Origin of the sequence: Curtobacterium sp. MCPF17_021, from assembly GCF_003234605.2 — a bacterium.
Classification (GTDB): domain Bacteria; phylum Actinomycetota; class Actinomycetes; order Actinomycetales; family Microbacteriaceae; genus Curtobacterium; species Curtobacterium flaccumfaciens.
Map to the genome: position 1 here is coordinate 2,696,369 of NZ_CP126252.1, position 13,076 is coordinate 2,709,444.

Here is a 13,076-nt window from a genome sequence, read left to right on the forward strand (position 1 = left end):
GTCACGGGTCAGGAGGCCTTGCCGGCGTCGAGCTCGTCGCTGACCAGGGTCTGCAGGATGCTCGTGCCGTCGATCGCGCCGAGGACCCGGGCAGCCACGCGGCCCTTGGTGTCGAGGACGATCGTGGCCGGCACCGCGTTCGGTGCGATCTGCCCGGACATCGCCAGCTGCATCGTGCCCGTGCGCTGGTCGAGGACCGTCGGGTACTGCACGTCGAAGGTGCGCTCGAAGGCGGCCGCGGTCGCTGCTTCGTCGCGGACGTTGACACCGATGAACGCGACGTCGTCGGCGTCGGCGTACTCGTCGTGCACCTTGTTGAGGTACTTCGCCTCGGCACGGCACGGGGGGCAGCTGGCGTACCAGAAGTTCAGGACGACGACCTTGCCGCGGAGGTCCTTCGACGAGACCGTGTCACCGTTCGAGTCCTCGGCCCGGAAGGTGACCGGGTCGGTGCGGTCCTTCGCGGAGACCTCGGTCACGGCACCGTCACCGGAGATGTAGTTCTGGGTCGTGCCGTTGCCGTACTGCTTCGCGATGCCGCCACTGTCCGACGAGCAGCCGGACAGGACGAGCACGGTGGCGACGGCCGTCGCTGCGAGGACCGCGAACCGCTTGCTGATGACGCGCGCACGCTTCGTGCTGTTCACACTGCTCCTTCGTCGACGGCGGTCGCGCGCAGTTCCTGCGCGGGGTCCGCGTACCCGACCTCGGTGAACCGACCGGTCGACGTGGCGGGCACACGTTCGACGGTGGTGATGCTCGACAGGTCACAGCGGCGCTTGCGCGGGTCGTGCCACAGGGGCTCCCCCGCGAGCTTCCGGTGGACCATCCAGATCGGCAGCTGGTGGCTGACCAGGACGACGTCGCCCTCGTCCACGCTCTCCCACGCCGTGGTCATCGCCGCGAGCATGCGGTTGGCGATCGACTCGTACGCCTCGCCCCAGCTGGGACGCAGCGGGTTCGCGATCCACGGCCACTCCGCCGGGCGGCCGAGCGAGCGCCTCGTGAACCCGGGGGGCTGCCCCTCGTAGCGGTTCGTCGGTTCGATCAGGCGCTCGTCGAGCGTCACGTCGAGCCCGTAGGCGGCCGACCAGGGCGCAGCGGACTCCTGCGTGCGCTGCAGCGGGGACGCCACGATCCGACGCACGTCAATGCCGGCGTCCTTCCAGGCGGTCGCGGAGGCCTGCGCCATCCGCGTGCCCAGGTCGCTCAGCCCGAAGCCCGGGAGCCGGCCGTAGAGGACGCGGCCCGGGTTGTGCACCTCTCCGTGCCGGACGAGGTGGAGACGGGTCGCGGGCATGGGTTCCAGTGTAGGTCGCCCGCGGTTCCCACCGCCCCCTCAGGTGATTCACCGGATGCGGAAGCACTCAGCCGCCGAGCTCACCGGAGAGCCGCCCGTGCAGCGCGATCGACCCCGTGTCGAGGTTCACCACCTCGACGGTCGACCCGTGCTTCGCGAACCGCTGTTCGACCCCGTCGAGCGCCGCGACCGTGGACGCGTCGAACACGTGGGCGTCGGCCAGGTCGATGATCACGTGCTCCGGGTCCTCGGCGTAGGAGAACCGCGTGACGAGGTCGTTCGACGAGGCGAAGAACAATGCCCCGCGGACCCGGTACCGCACGGTGCGGTCGTCGACCGGCTCGCGCACCACGGTCACCACGTGCGCCACCCGTCGGGCGAAGACCAGGGCCGCCACGACCACACCGACGAGCACCCCGGTCGCGAGGTTCTCGGTCACGACGACCACCACGACGGTGACGAGCATGACCGCGGTCTCGCCGAGCGGCATCCGTCGGAGGGTGCGCGGTCGGATGCTGTGCCAGTCGAAGGTCGCGACGCAGACCATGAGCATGACCGCCGTCAGTGCCGCCATCGGGATCTGGGCCACGAGGTCGTGGAGCACGATCGTCAGGACCAGCACCGAGACCCCGGCCGCGAAGGTCGAGACGCGGGTCCGGGCACCCGCGGTCTTCACGTTGATCACCGTCTGGCCGATCATCGCGCAGCCGCCGGTCCCACCGAAGAAGGCGGACGCGATGTTCGCGACGCCCTGACCCCACGACTCGCGCCACTTGCTCGAGCCCGTCTCGGTGATGGAGTCGACGAGCTGCGCGGTGAGCAGGGTCTCGATCAGCCCGACGATCGCGACACCGAACGCGTACGGAGCGATGATCTGCAGCGTCTCGAAGGTGAACGGCGTCGTGATGCCGCCGAAGCCCGGGAGCGCCGTCGGCAGTTCGCCCTCGTCGCCGACCGTCGGCACGGCGACGCTGAACACCATCGTGAGACCGGTGACGACGACGACCGCGATGAGCGGCGCGGGGATCGCCTTCGTCAGGAACGGGAAGCCGACGATGATCGCGATGCCGAGCACGGTCAGCGGCCAGACGATGAACGGCACGTCGTCGCCGAGCAGGTTCGGCAGCTGGGCGGTGAAGATGAGGATGGCCAGGGCGTTCACGAACGCGACGTTGACGCTGCGCGGGATGAAGCGCATCAGCCGTGCCACCCCGAGGAACCCGAGCACGAGCTGGAACACGCCGCCCAGGACGATCGCGGGCACCAGGTACTCGATCCCGTGCTCCCGGACGAGCGGGGCGATGACGAGCGCCACCGAGCCGGCTGCGGCGGAGATCATCGCGGGGCGACCACCGACGATCGAGATCACGATCGCGATGACGACGCTCGAGAACAGGCCGACCGCGGGATCCACCCCGGCGACGACGGAGAACGAGATCGCCTCGGGGATGAGGGCCAGCGCGGTGACGATGCCGGCCAGGACCTCTCGGGTGAGCATGCGGGGCGAGCGGAGGGCGGCGAGGACGCTCGGGGCCGTCGGCGCGTGTGTGATCACGGACATCGATCGGAACTCTACCCTCACGTGAGGGTAGAGTCGTACGCCGTGAGCACCAGCGACGCCCCCGACACGATGCACATCGGCGAGCTCGCCGACCGCGCCGGCATGTCCCTGCGCACGATCCGGCACTACGACGAGGTCGGGCTGCTCGTGCCGAGCGGCCGCACCACCGGCGGCTTCCGGGTCTACACGGCGCAGGACCTCGAACGGTTGCTCGTGATCCGCCGGATGAAGCCGCTCGGGTTCACGCTCGACGAGATGGCCGAGCTGCTCCGCGTGGTCGACGCCCTCGCGACGAAGGACCCCGATGACGAACCAGCGCTGGCAGCCCGCCTCGACGCGTACCTCGAGGACGCCCGTGCCCGCCACGCCAAGCTCGTCGAGCGGGCCGGCATGGCCGAGGAGTTCATCGGCACGCTCGGATCACTCCGCGCGTCGCTCCCCTGATGTCGCGGTGTCCTCGGCGAGCACCCTGGCGCGCATGCGCTGCCGCTCGAGTTCGAGCTTGAGCTCCCCCTCTTCCACGTGGAGCTGCCAGTCGATCGCCCCACGTTGCGCCCAGTCCCACATGCTCTCGCCGGGCGCAGGACCGATGTACGGCCGCTCCGCGGGAACCGTGTCCTCCTTCCGAACCAGCTCTCGCCAGGCACGGCGCAGACGAGTCGTCATCACGGTCTCCTCTTCTCGATGAACAGTTCCGCAAGCACCCTCGCAGCGGGTTCTTCTCCGGCAGGCACTTTCTGCATGTCGTACATCGCCTGTGCCAGGTTCCGGCCGATCTCGCGACGCCCGACCTCGGCCGCGGTGATCAGGTCGAACACCACGGTCAACCGCGCCCAGTAGCGGTCCCGTTGCTCCCGCGCGACATCCCGCCGCCACCGGATGACCGCCCACAGCCCACCGACGACCGCCACGAGCAGCGTGAACGCCGTCGTGCACAGTGCAGCCACCACCACCGCGACCGCCGCAGGCGGCCAGGTCGCGAGCTCCCCCGTCCCCGTCCCCACCCGGTCCCCCTCTCGTCCCGCGACCCGGCCACGTCGAGAACGCTACGGATCCCACGTACGCCGCCACGGGCCTCCCGGCCATCGGTGGAGAACATCGGACGCAGGCGGCCCTGTGGAGGGAAGAACCCCGCCGCCCACGCCCCCGGACGCAGGCGGTTAGACTCGACCACCGTGATCGAACGCACCCGCATCGCCGACCTGGCAGCCCTCCCCGACGGTCCCGTCTCCGTGGCCGGATGGGTCGAGACCGTCCGAGACCAGAAGAAGGTGCAGTTCGTCGTGCTGCGCGACGAGACCGGCGCCGTCCAGCTCGTGAACCCGGCGACGCGCGAGGCCGAGGACGGCGACGACGCGGCACAGTCCGCGCTCGCGACCACCAACGAGATCTCCGGCCTGGCCCACGGCACCTTCGTGCACGTCACCGGCACGCTGAAGCACGACGAGCGCGTGAAGCTCGGGGGACTCGAGGTCAAGATCGGTGCGCTGCAGGTGGTGAGCGCCGCGATCCCGGAGACCCCGATCGCCGACGACTCGTCGCTCGACAAGCGTCTCGACTGGCGCTTCCTCGACCTGCGCAACCGCAAGCAGAACCTGATCTTCCGCATCCAGACGACGCTGGAGCACGCGTTCCGCACGTACTGGGTCGACCGCGACTACATCGAGATCCACACCCCGAAGCTGATGGCGTCGGCGTCCGAGTCGCGCGCCGAGCTGTTCCAGCTCGAGTACTTCGAGACGACCGCCTACCTGGCCCAGTCGCCGCAGAACTTCAAGCAGATGGCACAGCCGGCCGGCTTCGGTGCCGTGTTCGAGATCGCGGACGCCTTCCGCGCCGACCCGTCCTTCACGAGCCGCCACGCCACCGAGTTCACCAGCGTCGACGCCGAGTTCTCGTGGATCGAGTCCCACGAGGACGTCATGGCGATGCACGAAGAGGTCCTGGTCGCCGGCATCACCGCCGTCAAGGAGAAGTACGGCAAGGACATCGCGGAGGTCTTCGGCTTCGAGCTGCAGGTCCCTGCGACGCCGTTCCCGCGCGTGACCCTGGCCGACGCGCGCAAGATCGTCGCCGACAGCGGCTACGACGTCGTCCGCGCCGACGGTGACCTGGACCCCGAGGGCGAGCGCCGCGTCGCCGCCTGGGCGAAGGAGCACCACGGCTCCGAGTTCGTGTTCGTCACGGAGTACGACGCCTCGATCCGGCCGTACTACCACATGCGGAAGCCCGGCGACCCGTCGGTCACCAACAGCTACGACCTCATCTTCAACGGCGCCGAGATCTCCACGGGTGCACAGCGTGAGCACCGCGTCGACGTGCTCGAGGCGCAGGCAGTCGAGAAGGGTCTCGACCCGGAGGAGCTCGGCTGGTACCTCGACTTCTTCCGCTACGGCGTCCCGCCGCACGGCGGCTTCGGCATGGGCCTCGCACGCGTGCTGATGCTGATGCTCGGTGAGCCGTCGATCCGCGAGGTCACCTACCTGTTCCGTGGCCCGACGCGCCTGACCCCGTAGGACCCGTGCGCGGCGAGCCCGCGCGCGCATGGTGAGCAGCAATGGTCGCCTCCCGATGCGGGAGGCGACCATTGCTGCTCACGAAGCGCGACGCGGAGCGACGAGCGCGCGCGGACGGGAGGCCCGGCTCAGCTCTGCCAGTCGATGGCGGCCCGCGCCGTGACCAGTTCGCGGATCTCCGCTGCCGCGGCCTGGTGCTCCGGGTGCACCTGGTACGCGTCGAGCCCGGCGAGGTCGTCGAAGGTGGCGACCACGGCGACGTCGTGGTTCTTGTCCGGGTAGGCGACGTTCTCGACGACCTCGAGCGACCGGATCGACTCGACGGTGCCGACCAGACCGGTCAGGAGTTCGCGGATGCGGGCGATCGACGCCGTGCGGTCGAGGTCGGTCCGCAGGGACCAGGAGACGACGTGGGAGATCATGCGCGGGCCTCGGCCTTCTCGAGCGCACGTGCGAGCCGGTCGGCGTCGACGTGCCAGTTGCTGTGGACGCGCCCGTCGATCAGCACGACGGGGATGTCCTCCGCGTACTCCTGGCGGAGGGCGTCGTCGTCGAGGATCGAGCGTTCCTGCAGGGTGACCCCCGGGTGGTCGGCGACGACGCGTTCGACCACGGGTCGGGCGTCGTCGCAGAGGTGGCATCCGGGCTTCGTCAGGAACGTCACTGCGGGCATGGTCCCAGCGTAGTCCGGGAACGCGAAAGCCCCGGCGAACCGGGGCTTCTCGTGCAGGTCCTCTGACCTGCGCAGACCTGTGAGGGTCTACTTCTTGTTGCGGCGCTGGTGACGCGTCTTGCGAAGGAGCTTGCGGTGCTTCTTCTTCGCCATGCGCTTACGACGCTTCTTGATGACAGAACCCATGTGGACCTCGCTCGGACTGATGCTGATGTACGGACACCGGGCCGAAGAGACCGCGGAAAATCAACCTGCCCGAGTCTACCGGCTGCCCGCTGTGATGTCGAACGCGCGCTCAGCCGACGTCCGCCACGCCACCGCGCAGCACGTCGGCGACGGCTGACTCGGGGACGCGGAAGGAACGGCCGAAGCGGATGGCGGGGAGCTCACCGGCGTGCACCATCCGGTACACGGTCATCTTCGAGACGCGCATCATCTCGGCGACCTCAGCGACGGTGAGGAAGCGCACGTCGTCGAAACTGCCGGTCATGGTCCGCCTTCGGGGCTCGCACGCGCGCTGCGCACGCCAGTGGTGTGACCTGTGTGGTCAGTGGCAACTGTAGAGGCGCGTGCGACCCGGTGTCCAGGATCAGTCCACGCCCGGTGCGCACCAACCGTGCCGCGGGCTCAGTCCTCGTCGCCCCGGCGGGTGAAGCGCTTGCGGCTGCGGTCGACGACGCGCTCCCAGCCCTGCTGCGCGCCGGAGATCGCCGCGGTCGCCCGGTACGACGCCTCGGCCATCACACGACCGAGCTCGGTGCCCACCTCCACCGTCGCCTTGCCGGCCGTGCCGTTCCGGCGGATCGACACCGGCTGGCCGTCCGGCGTCCACGCGGTGGTGGCCGGGGTGCCGTCGGCGTCGACCGCGCCCGTGAACGGCAGGACCCAGTCCTCCAGGTGCACGAGCGGCTCCGGGTCGAGCCGGTAGTAGCGGTGCTGCCCTTCTTCGCGACTGGTGACGAGCCCGATGTCGCGCAGGACACGCAGGTGCTTCGACACCGTGGGCTGGCTGACCCCGAGGCGTTCGACGAGCTGGCCGACGCTGAGCTCCCCGCCGGTGACGTCCGAACCGTAGGCGGACAACAGCGTGCCGAGCAGCTCGCGCCGGGTCGGGTCCGCCACGACGGAGAAGATGTCGGCCATGGGGCAAGGCTAGCCGGGGCACCACGGATGTACCATGACGAACCGTCCCGGCCCATGTCCTCGGAGGCATACGCATGCTCGACCGAACCGAGCCGATCCCGCACCACGTGAGTGTCGGCCGACGGCGAGCGAGCCGGATCGCGACGGTGCTGCGCTCGTCACCGTCCCGACTGGCGATCGTCGTGTTCATCGCGCTGATCTTCCTGTTCACGGTGGCCTTCATGACGCCGTGGGCCACGGCGGACCGCAGCAGCACCCACTTCGCGGACGCCCTCTTCACCGCGGCGTCGGTGGTCTGCGTCACCGGGTTGTCCACGGTCGACATGGCGACGCACTGGTCGGTGTTCGGCAAGGTCCTGGTGGTCATCGGCACCCAGATCGGCGCCGTCGGTGTCCTGACCTTCGCGTCGATCCTCGGCCTGTTCGTCACCCGCAAGCTCGGCCTGCGCGCCAAGCTCATGGCGGCCGGCGACTCGAACCCGCTCCGCACCCACCACGGGGCCGTGCCCGAGGGGCAGGCCGTCCGGCTCGGCGAGGTCGGCACCCTGCTCGCGACGGTGGCGGTGAGCACGCTGTCGATCGAGATCGTCCTCGGTCTGCTGCTCCTGCCGTCGGTGCTCATCGCCGGCATCCCGTTCTGGACCGCGGTCGGCGACTCCTTCTACTACGCGGCGATGGCCTTCACGAACACCGGGTTCTCGCCGAACGCCGATGGCCTCGACCCGTTCGCCCACGACTACTGGTTCCTGACGCTGCTCATGATCGGTGTCGTGGCGGGGTCCATCGGGTTCCCGGTGATCCGTGCCCTGACGAAGCAGCTGCGCACCCCGCGGCGCTGGCCGATCCACGTCAAGCTCACCCTGGCGACGAGTGCGATCCTGCTCCTCGGCGGCGCGGTCGTCTACACCGCCCTCGAGGCGTCGAACCCGACGACCTTCGGCGAGGAAGGAGCCGGGCGCACCGCGTTCCAGGCGCTCTTCCTGTCGACGATGACCCGCTCGGGAGGCTTCTCGCTCGTCGACTTCGATCAGCTCAACGGCTCGAGCCTGCTCGTGACCGACATGCTCATGTTCATCGGAGGCGGATCCGCCTCGACGGCCGGCGGCATCAAGGTGACGACCCTCGCGGTGCTGTTCCTGGCCGCGGTCGCCGAGGCGCGCGGCCGCCAGAGCATGGAGGCCTTCGGTCGCCGGATCCCGAGCGACGTCCTGCGGGTCGCGGTGGCCATCGTGCTCTGGGGGGCGACGATCGTGGCCGTCGCGACCGTGGTACTCCTGCAGATCACCGACGACTCGCTCGACCGTGTGCTGTTCGAGGTGATCTCGGCGTTCTCGACCAGCGGTCTGTCCTCCGGCGTCTCCGCGAACCTGCCGGAACCGGGCAAGTACGTGCTCGCCGCCACCATGTTCCTCGGCCGGGTCGGTACAGTGACCATCGCCGCTGCCCTGGCCGCCAGCCAGAGCCGGCAACTGTTCCGCCGTCCCGAGGAGAGGCCGATCGTTGGCTGACCGCACCCGTTCGTCGCACCAGCACGGTGCCATCAGTCACGACGCCCCCGTCCTGGTCATCGGGCTCGGGCGTTTCGGGGCCGCCACCGCCGGCCAGCTCGAGCGCCAGGACCGCGAGGTGCTCGTCGTCGACACCGACGCCGGACTGGTGCAGAAGTGGTCCGACCGGGTCACCCACGCGGTGCAGGCGGACGCGACCGACATCGACGCGCTCCGGCAGATCGGCGCGCAGGACTTCGCCATCGCCGTCGTCGGCACGGGCAGCGACCTGGAGTCGAGCGTCCTGATCACGGCGAACCTGGTCGACCTCGGCGTCCCGCAGATCTGGGCGAAGGCGATCAGCCGCTCGCACGGCACGATCCTGTCCCGCATCGGCGCCAACCACGTCGTCTACCCCGAGCGCGAGGCCGGCGAGCGCACGGCACACCTGGTCTCCGGCCGGATGCTCGACTTCATCGAGTTCGACGACGACTTCGCCGTCGTCAAGATGTTCCCGCCGCGCGCGGTCCGCGGCAAGGACCTCGCCACCACCGTGATCCGCACCCGCTTCGGCCTGACCGTGCTCGGCATCAAGCCGCCCGGCAGCCCGTTCGTGCCGGCGACGCCGGACAGCGTCATCGGTGAGGACGACGTCATCATCGTCTCGGGTTCCGAGACCGACCTGGAGCGCTTCGCCGCGTACGAGTAGCGACCACCGGACGGACGGGAGGCCCGTGGCGGCGTCGCCCCGGGCCTCCCGTCCGCACTGTGGCTGCGTCCATGACGCGGTGTGCGTCTACGACGCGGCGATCTCCTCGGCACGCGCGATCGCGGCACGCGACGCGCGCAGCAGCGTGTCCGCCAGGTCGGCGTCCTGCAGCACCGCGACGGCCCGCTCCGTCGTGCCCTTCGGGCTCGTCACCGCGCGGCGCAGGTCGGCGGGCTCACGGCCCGACCGCTCGAGCAGCTCGACAGCGCCGCGGACGGTGCCCTGCACCATCGTCGCCGCCTGCTCGTGGGTGAACCCGAGCTCCTCGGCGGCACGCTGCCACTGCTCGACCAGCAGGAAGACGTAGGCGGGACCGGAACCCGACACGGCGGACAGCGCGTCGAGCTGCGACTCCGGCACCTCGATGACCTCGCCCGAGGCGGTGAACACCGACGACGCCAGCGCGACGGCCTCGGCGTCGGCCGAGGTGCCCGCGCTGATGCCGGTGACGCCCTGGCCGACGCCGATCGGGGTGTTCGGCAGGGCACGGACGACGCGGACGCCGGCGGGCACCCGTGCCTCCATGCTCGCGGTGGTGGTGCCGACGGCGACGCTGACCAGGACGGCGCCGGGTTCCAGGTCGTCGGCGACCTCGTCGAGCAGGTCCGCGATCATGTACGGCTTCACGCCGACGACGACGAGGGCCGCACCACGGACGGCCGAGCGGTTGGCGTCGGGGTCGGTGTCGCTCGCGGTGGCGTCGAGACCGCGCTCCCGGTGGGCAGCAGCGGACGCCTCCGACTTCGTGGTGAGGGTCACGGTGGCCGGGTCGAGTCCCGCGGCGAGCAGGCCGTCGAGGACCGCGCCGGACATGGAGCCGACGCCGAGCAGGGCGGTGCGGGGCAGGTCGATCGTCATGCTCCCGACCCTACCGACGCCACCCGCCTAGGATCGTGTCGCAGACCACGAGAAGGGGACAGCTGTGAGCGCTTCCGGAGGCACGAAGGCGATCTTCGCCGCACTCGGTGCCAACATCGGCATCGCGATCGTGAAGTTCATCGCGGCGGCGATCAGCGGATCGGCGTCGATGCTGGCCGAGGGCGTGCACTCCCTGGCCGACTCCGCGAACCAGCTCCTCCTGCTCCTCGGTGGCCGGAAGGCCCGGCGAGCGGCGGATCAGGAACACCCGTTCGGCTACGGGCGTGAACGCTACGTCTACGCGTTCGTCGTCTCCATCATCCTGTTCTCGGTCGGCGGTGTGTTCTCGCTCTACGAGGGCATCGAGAAGCTCGCCCACCCGCACCCGCTCGAGAACTGGTGGCTCCCCCTGGTGGTGCTCGTCATCGCCATCGGGCTCGAGGGCTTCTCGCTCCGCACCGCCCTGCACGAGGCCCGACCGCAGAAGGGCTCGCAGAGCTGGGTGCAGTTCGTCCGCCGCGCGAAGGCCCCCGAACTGCCCGTCGTGATGCTCGAGGACACCGCGGCGCTGCTCGGCCTGGTCTTCGCCCTGTTCGGCGTCGGCCTGACTGCGATCACCGGCAACGGGGTGTTCGACGCGATCGGCACCATGCTGATCGCGGCGCTGCTCATCGCGGTCGCCGTGGTGCTCGGCATCGAGACGAAGAGCCTGCTCGTCGGCGAGGGCGCGACCGCCGCCGACGTCGAGCGCATCAAGCAGGCGGTGCTCGACGGCCCCGAGGTCGACGCGATCATCCACCTGAAGACCCTGTACCTCGGACCGGACGAGCTGATGGTCGGCGTGAAGGTCGCCGTCGACGGGGACCGCCGGCTCGGTGACGTCGCCGCCGGCATCGACACCGTCGAGCAGCGTGTCCGGAGCGCCGTGCCGATCGCCCGGGTGATCTACGTCGAACCGGACGTGCTGCGCACCGGGCCGCAGCCGCCGACCGAAGCGATCGTCATCCTCGCCGCGGACTGAAGAAGTCGTCGAGCAGCTCGGCGCACGCCTGCTCGAGCACGCCCCCGATGACCTCGGAGCGGTGCGGCAGCCGGCGGTCCCTGGCGATGTCGTAGACGCTGCCGCTGGCGCCCGCCTTCGGGTCCCACGCGCCGAACACGACCCGGGGCACCCGCGCGGCCATGACGGCGCCGGCGCACATCGGGCAGGGCTCGAGCGTCACCACGAGCGTGTGCTCCTCGAGGTGCCAGTCCCCCGTCACCGCCGCCGCAGCACGCAGAGCCAGGACCTCGGCGTGGGCCGTCGGGTCCTGTCGTGCCTCACGCTCGTTCCGGCCGGTGGCGACCACCACGCCGTCACGGTCGAGCACCACAGCGCCGACCGGGACGTCGTCGGTCTCCAGGCACCGTCGAGCCTCGTCGAGCGCGCGCTCCATCGCCGGGACGAACGGGCGGGCTGCGGGCTCCTCCACGGGACCTCCTGACGGTCGACGGCACGCTAGGCTCGACCCTATGCGAGTCCACGTCGCCGACCACCCGCTCATCACCCACAAGCTCTCGGTGCTCCGCGACCGTACGACGCCCTCCCCCACGTTCCGCGCCCTGACCGAGGAGCTCGTCACGCTCCTCGCGTACGAGGCCACGCGGGGCGTCCGGGTCACGGCGACGCCGATCGACACGCCGGTGGCGCACACCATGGGCGTCGCGATCGCCAAGCCGCGGCCGCTCGTCGTCCCGATCCTCCGCGCCGGGCTCGGCATGCTCGAGGGCATGGTCAAGCTCGTCCCGACGGCCGAGGTCGGCTTCCTCGGCATGGCCCGCAACGAGGAGACGCTCGAGCCGCAGACCTACGCCGAGCGCCTGCCCGACGACCTGTCCGGTCGGCAGTGCTTCGTGCTCGACCCGATGCTCGCCACCGGCGGCACCCTCGCCGCCGCGATCGACTTCCTGTTCGCCCGCGGTGCGCAGGAGGTCACGTGCGTGTGCATCCTCGGTGCCCCCGAGGGGCTCGCCATGGTCGAGCAGGCCGTCGGCGACCGCAACGTCTCGATCGTCCTCGGTGCGCTCGACGAGAAGCTCGACGAGAACGGGTACATCGTCCCGGGCCTCGGCGACGCCGGAGACCGCCTCTACGGCCTGGCCGAGTAGCGCAGACCCGCCACTTCTCGGACTGGAGGCGCGGTGCCGGCTGGCACCGCGCCTCCTGTCGTCCGTGCGGTCGCGCCCACCGCACCCGCCCGTTCCGGGCGTACCCGGTCGTTCCGGGCGTACCCGCCCGTTCCGGGCGTACCCGGTCGTTCCGGGCGCACCAGGTCGTTCCGGGCGTACCCGGTCGGTTCTTTCCACCCGGTACGCCCGATTCCACTTTCCATCGCGTGCGCAATGGGAAAGAACGGGCGTGGCGCTCGACGCCCGTGCGGTCGCGCCCACCGCACCGTCCGCGCGGACGGTTGACACCGCGTTGGTATACCGCAGATACTCGTCACATGACTGCAACCGTGTCCACCCGCGTCCTCTCCGAGGCGTGCTCCTCCGCAGGGGCAGTGGGGACCGTCGGCGTGATGATGCCGACCATGCCGGTCATGCGTTGTCGAATGTGTGCCTGATCGGCACCCGTTCCAGCCGGATCCCCCGCGACACCACCCCCGTCGCGAGCGCGTGATCCCCGGGTGACGGACACCGTCGGCGACGCGCACCACGTCACGAGGTCTGTCTCCCGTTCCCCCGGGTCGGCCCCGGTCCGCAGCAGGACCGCAGGGCACATCGGCG

At 70.3% G+C, this 13,076-nt stretch carries 18 protein-coding genes; 6 read left to right on the forward strand and 12 right to left on the reverse strand.

Features of this window, described 5'->3' with window-relative positions:
- Positions 1–8: 8 nt before the first annotated feature.
- The 3 genes from DEJ29_RS12600 to DEJ29_RS12610 form a co-directional block, all read right to left on the reverse strand.
- On the reverse strand, positions 9–647 hold the full coding sequence (locus DEJ29_RS12600) for a TlpA family protein disulfide reductase (protein ID WP_258375954.1): 639 nt from the start codon (positions 645–647) through the stop codon (positions 9–11).
- Complete coding sequence (locus DEJ29_RS12605; RefSeq protein WP_111095154.1) at positions 644–1,300, reverse strand: histidine phosphatase family protein; 657 nt, start codon at positions 1,298–1,300, stop codon at positions 644–646. Before DEJ29_RS12605 ends, DEJ29_RS12600 begins: the two co-directional genes overlap by 4 nt.
- Before the next feature lie 67 nt (positions 1,301–1,367).
- Positions 1,368–2,861 (reverse strand): SulP family inorganic anion transporter, encoded by a 1,494-nt coding sequence (locus DEJ29_RS12610; protein ID WP_110863412.1) that lies wholly within the window; start codon positions 2,859–2,861, stop codon positions 1,368–1,370.
- A 69-nt stretch (positions 2,862–2,930) separates the two neighbouring features.
- Here DEJ29_RS12610 and DEJ29_RS12615 point away from each other — a divergent pair, with 69 nt between their 5' ends.
- Positions 2,931–3,305 carry a MerR family transcriptional regulator gene (locus DEJ29_RS12615; RefSeq protein WP_071406340.1) on the forward strand — a complete coding sequence of 125 codons (375 nt, stop codon included), beginning with the start codon at positions 2,931–2,933 and terminating at the stop codon, positions 3,303–3,305.
- Here the strand turns inward: DEJ29_RS12615 and DEJ29_RS12620 are convergent.
- Together DEJ29_RS12620 and DEJ29_RS12625 are read right to left on the reverse strand one after the other, a co-directional pair.
- The gene (locus DEJ29_RS12620; RefSeq protein ID WP_111233288.1) at positions 3,282–3,527 is read right to left on the reverse strand and encodes a hypothetical protein; all 246 of its coding nucleotides are present in this window, start codon (positions 3,525–3,527) and stop codon (positions 3,282–3,284) included. The genes DEJ29_RS12615 and DEJ29_RS12620 overlap by 24 nt on opposite strands.
- Positions 3,527–3,814, reverse strand: a complete 288-nt coding sequence (locus tag DEJ29_RS12625) for a hypothetical protein (protein ID WP_284173644.1) — start codon at positions 3,812–3,814, stop codon at positions 3,527–3,529. Before DEJ29_RS12625 ends, DEJ29_RS12620 begins: the two co-directional genes overlap by 1 nt.
- A 222-nt stretch (positions 3,815–4,036) precedes the next feature.
- Between DEJ29_RS12625 and aspS the strand changes: the two genes are divergently transcribed.
- On the forward strand, positions 4,037–5,377 hold the full coding sequence (aspS, locus tag DEJ29_RS12630; protein WP_027466337.1) for an aspartate--tRNA(Asn) ligase: 1,341 nt from the start codon (positions 4,037–4,039) through the stop codon (positions 5,375–5,377).
- 128 nt (positions 5,378–5,505) lie between these two features.
- Here aspS and DEJ29_RS12635 read toward each other — a convergent pair whose 3' ends face one another.
- The 5 genes from DEJ29_RS12635 to DEJ29_RS12655 all read right to left on the reverse strand — a co-directional run bounded on the left by DEJ29_RS12635 (position 5,506) and on the right by DEJ29_RS12655 (position 7,193).
- Positions 5,506–5,799, reverse strand: coding sequence for a Dabb family protein (locus DEJ29_RS12635; RefSeq protein WP_071406294.1), 294 nt, complete (start codon positions 5,797–5,799; stop codon positions 5,506–5,508).
- Positions 5,796–6,050, reverse strand: a complete 255-nt coding sequence (locus DEJ29_RS12640) for a glutaredoxin family protein (protein WP_071247435.1) — start codon at positions 6,048–6,050, stop codon at positions 5,796–5,798. The genes DEJ29_RS12635 and DEJ29_RS12640 overlap by 4 nt, the downstream gene beginning before the upstream one ends.
- Before the next feature lie 87 nt (positions 6,051–6,137).
- Positions 6,138–6,236, reverse strand: coding sequence for a 30S ribosomal protein bS22 (locus DEJ29_RS12645; RefSeq protein ID WP_003792170.1), 99 nt, complete (start codon positions 6,234–6,236; stop codon positions 6,138–6,140).
- A 109-nt stretch (positions 6,237–6,345) separates the two neighbouring features.
- On the reverse strand, positions 6,346–6,540 hold the full coding sequence (locus DEJ29_RS12650) for a helix-turn-helix domain-containing protein (RefSeq protein WP_017888579.1): 195 nt from the start codon (positions 6,538–6,540) through the stop codon (positions 6,346–6,348).
- Between the two features lie 137 nt (positions 6,541–6,677).
- The gene (locus tag DEJ29_RS12655) at positions 6,678–7,193 is read right to left on the reverse strand and encodes an ArsR/SmtB family transcription factor (protein WP_051596885.1); all 516 of its coding nucleotides are present in this window, start codon (positions 7,191–7,193) and stop codon (positions 6,678–6,680) included.
- Between the two features lie 74 nt (positions 7,194–7,267).
- On the opposite strand from DEJ29_RS12655, the gene DEJ29_RS12660 reads away from it, so the two are divergent.
- Both DEJ29_RS12660 and DEJ29_RS12665 read left to right on the forward strand, forming a co-directional pair.
- Complete coding sequence (locus DEJ29_RS12660; protein WP_111095286.1) at positions 7,268–8,701, forward strand: TrkH family potassium uptake protein; 1,434 nt, start codon at positions 7,268–7,270, stop codon at positions 8,699–8,701.
- Positions 8,694–9,389, forward strand: a complete 696-nt coding sequence (locus tag DEJ29_RS12665) for a potassium channel family protein (protein WP_217499818.1) — start codon at positions 8,694–8,696, stop codon at positions 9,387–9,389. Before DEJ29_RS12660 ends, DEJ29_RS12665 begins: the two co-directional genes overlap by 8 nt.
- 87 nt (positions 9,390–9,476) lie before the next feature.
- Here DEJ29_RS12665 and proC read toward each other — a convergent pair whose 3' ends face one another.
- Positions 9,477–10,307, reverse strand: a complete 831-nt coding sequence (proC, locus tag DEJ29_RS12670; protein ID WP_111095285.1) for a pyrroline-5-carboxylate reductase — start codon at positions 10,305–10,307, stop codon at positions 9,477–9,479.
- A 64-nt stretch (positions 10,308–10,371) separates the two neighbouring features.
- Here proC and DEJ29_RS12675 point away from each other — a divergent pair, with 64 nt between their 5' ends.
- Positions 10,372–11,328, forward strand: a complete 957-nt coding sequence (locus tag DEJ29_RS12675; RefSeq protein WP_027466331.1) for a cation diffusion facilitator family transporter — start codon at positions 10,372–10,374, stop codon at positions 11,326–11,328.
- Here the strand turns inward: DEJ29_RS12675 and DEJ29_RS12680 are convergent.
- Positions 11,309–11,743, reverse strand: a complete 435-nt coding sequence (locus DEJ29_RS12680) for a nucleoside deaminase (protein WP_071247896.1) — start codon at positions 11,741–11,743, stop codon at positions 11,309–11,311. The two genes, DEJ29_RS12675 and DEJ29_RS12680, sit on opposite strands and share 20 nt — an antisense overlap.
- A gap of 76 nt (positions 11,744–11,819) precedes the next feature.
- Here DEJ29_RS12680 and upp point away from each other — a divergent pair, with 76 nt between their 5' ends.
- Positions 11,820–12,455 (forward strand): uracil phosphoribosyltransferase, encoded by a 636-nt coding sequence (gene upp, locus DEJ29_RS12685; RefSeq protein WP_110861591.1) that lies wholly within the window; start codon positions 11,820–11,822, stop codon positions 12,453–12,455.
- Positions 12,456–13,076 lie beyond the last annotated feature (621 nt).

Excerpts from the sequence above, each read along its gene's own strand:
- DEJ29_RS12605 (WP_111095154.1), bottom strand. The coding sequence starts at position 1,300 with ATGCCCGCGACCCGTCTCCACCTCGTCCGGCACGGAGAGGTGCACAAC.
- DEJ29_RS12610 (WP_110863412.1), bottom strand. The coding sequence starts at position 2,861 with ATGTCCGTGATCACACACGCGCCGACGGCCCCGAGCGTCCTCGCCGCC.
- DEJ29_RS12615 (WP_071406340.1), top strand. The coding sequence starts at position 2,931 with ATGCACATCGGCGAGCTCGCCGACCGCGCCGGCATGTCCCTGCGCACG.
- DEJ29_RS12620 (WP_111233288.1), bottom strand. The coding sequence starts at position 3,527 with ATGACGACTCGTCTGCGCCGTGCCTGGCGAGAGCTGGTTCGGAAGGAG.
- DEJ29_RS12635 (WP_071406294.1), bottom strand. The coding sequence starts at position 5,799 with ATGATCTCCCACGTCGTCTCCTGGTCCCTGCGGACCGACCTCGACCGC.
- DEJ29_RS12640 (WP_071247435.1), bottom strand. The coding sequence starts at position 6,050 with ATGCCCGCAGTGACGTTCCTGACGAAGCCCGGATGCCACCTCTGCGAC.
- DEJ29_RS12645 (WP_003792170.1), bottom strand. The coding sequence starts at position 6,236 with ATGGGTTCTGTCATCAAGAAGCGTCGTAAGCGCATGGCGAAGAAGAAG.
- DEJ29_RS12650 (WP_017888579.1), bottom strand. The coding sequence starts at position 6,540 with ATGACCGGCAGTTTCGACGACGTGCGCTTCCTCACCGTCGCTGAGGTC.
- DEJ29_RS12655 (WP_051596885.1), bottom strand. The coding sequence starts at position 7,193 with ATGGCCGACATCTTCTCCGTCGTGGCGGACCCGACCCGGCGCGAGCTG.
- DEJ29_RS12660 (WP_111095286.1), top strand. The coding sequence starts at position 7,268 with ATGCTCGACCGAACCGAGCCGATCCCGCACCACGTGAGTGTCGGCCGA.
- proC (WP_111095285.1), bottom strand. The coding sequence starts at position 10,307 with ATGACGATCGACCTGCCCCGCACCGCCCTGCTCGGCGTCGGCTCCATG.
- DEJ29_RS12680 (WP_071247896.1), bottom strand. The coding sequence starts at position 11,743 with ATGGAGCGCGCGCTCGACGAGGCTCGACGGTGCCTGGAGACCGACGAC.
- upp (WP_110861591.1), top strand. The coding sequence starts at position 11,820 with ATGCGAGTCCACGTCGCCGACCACCCGCTCATCACCCACAAGCTCTCG.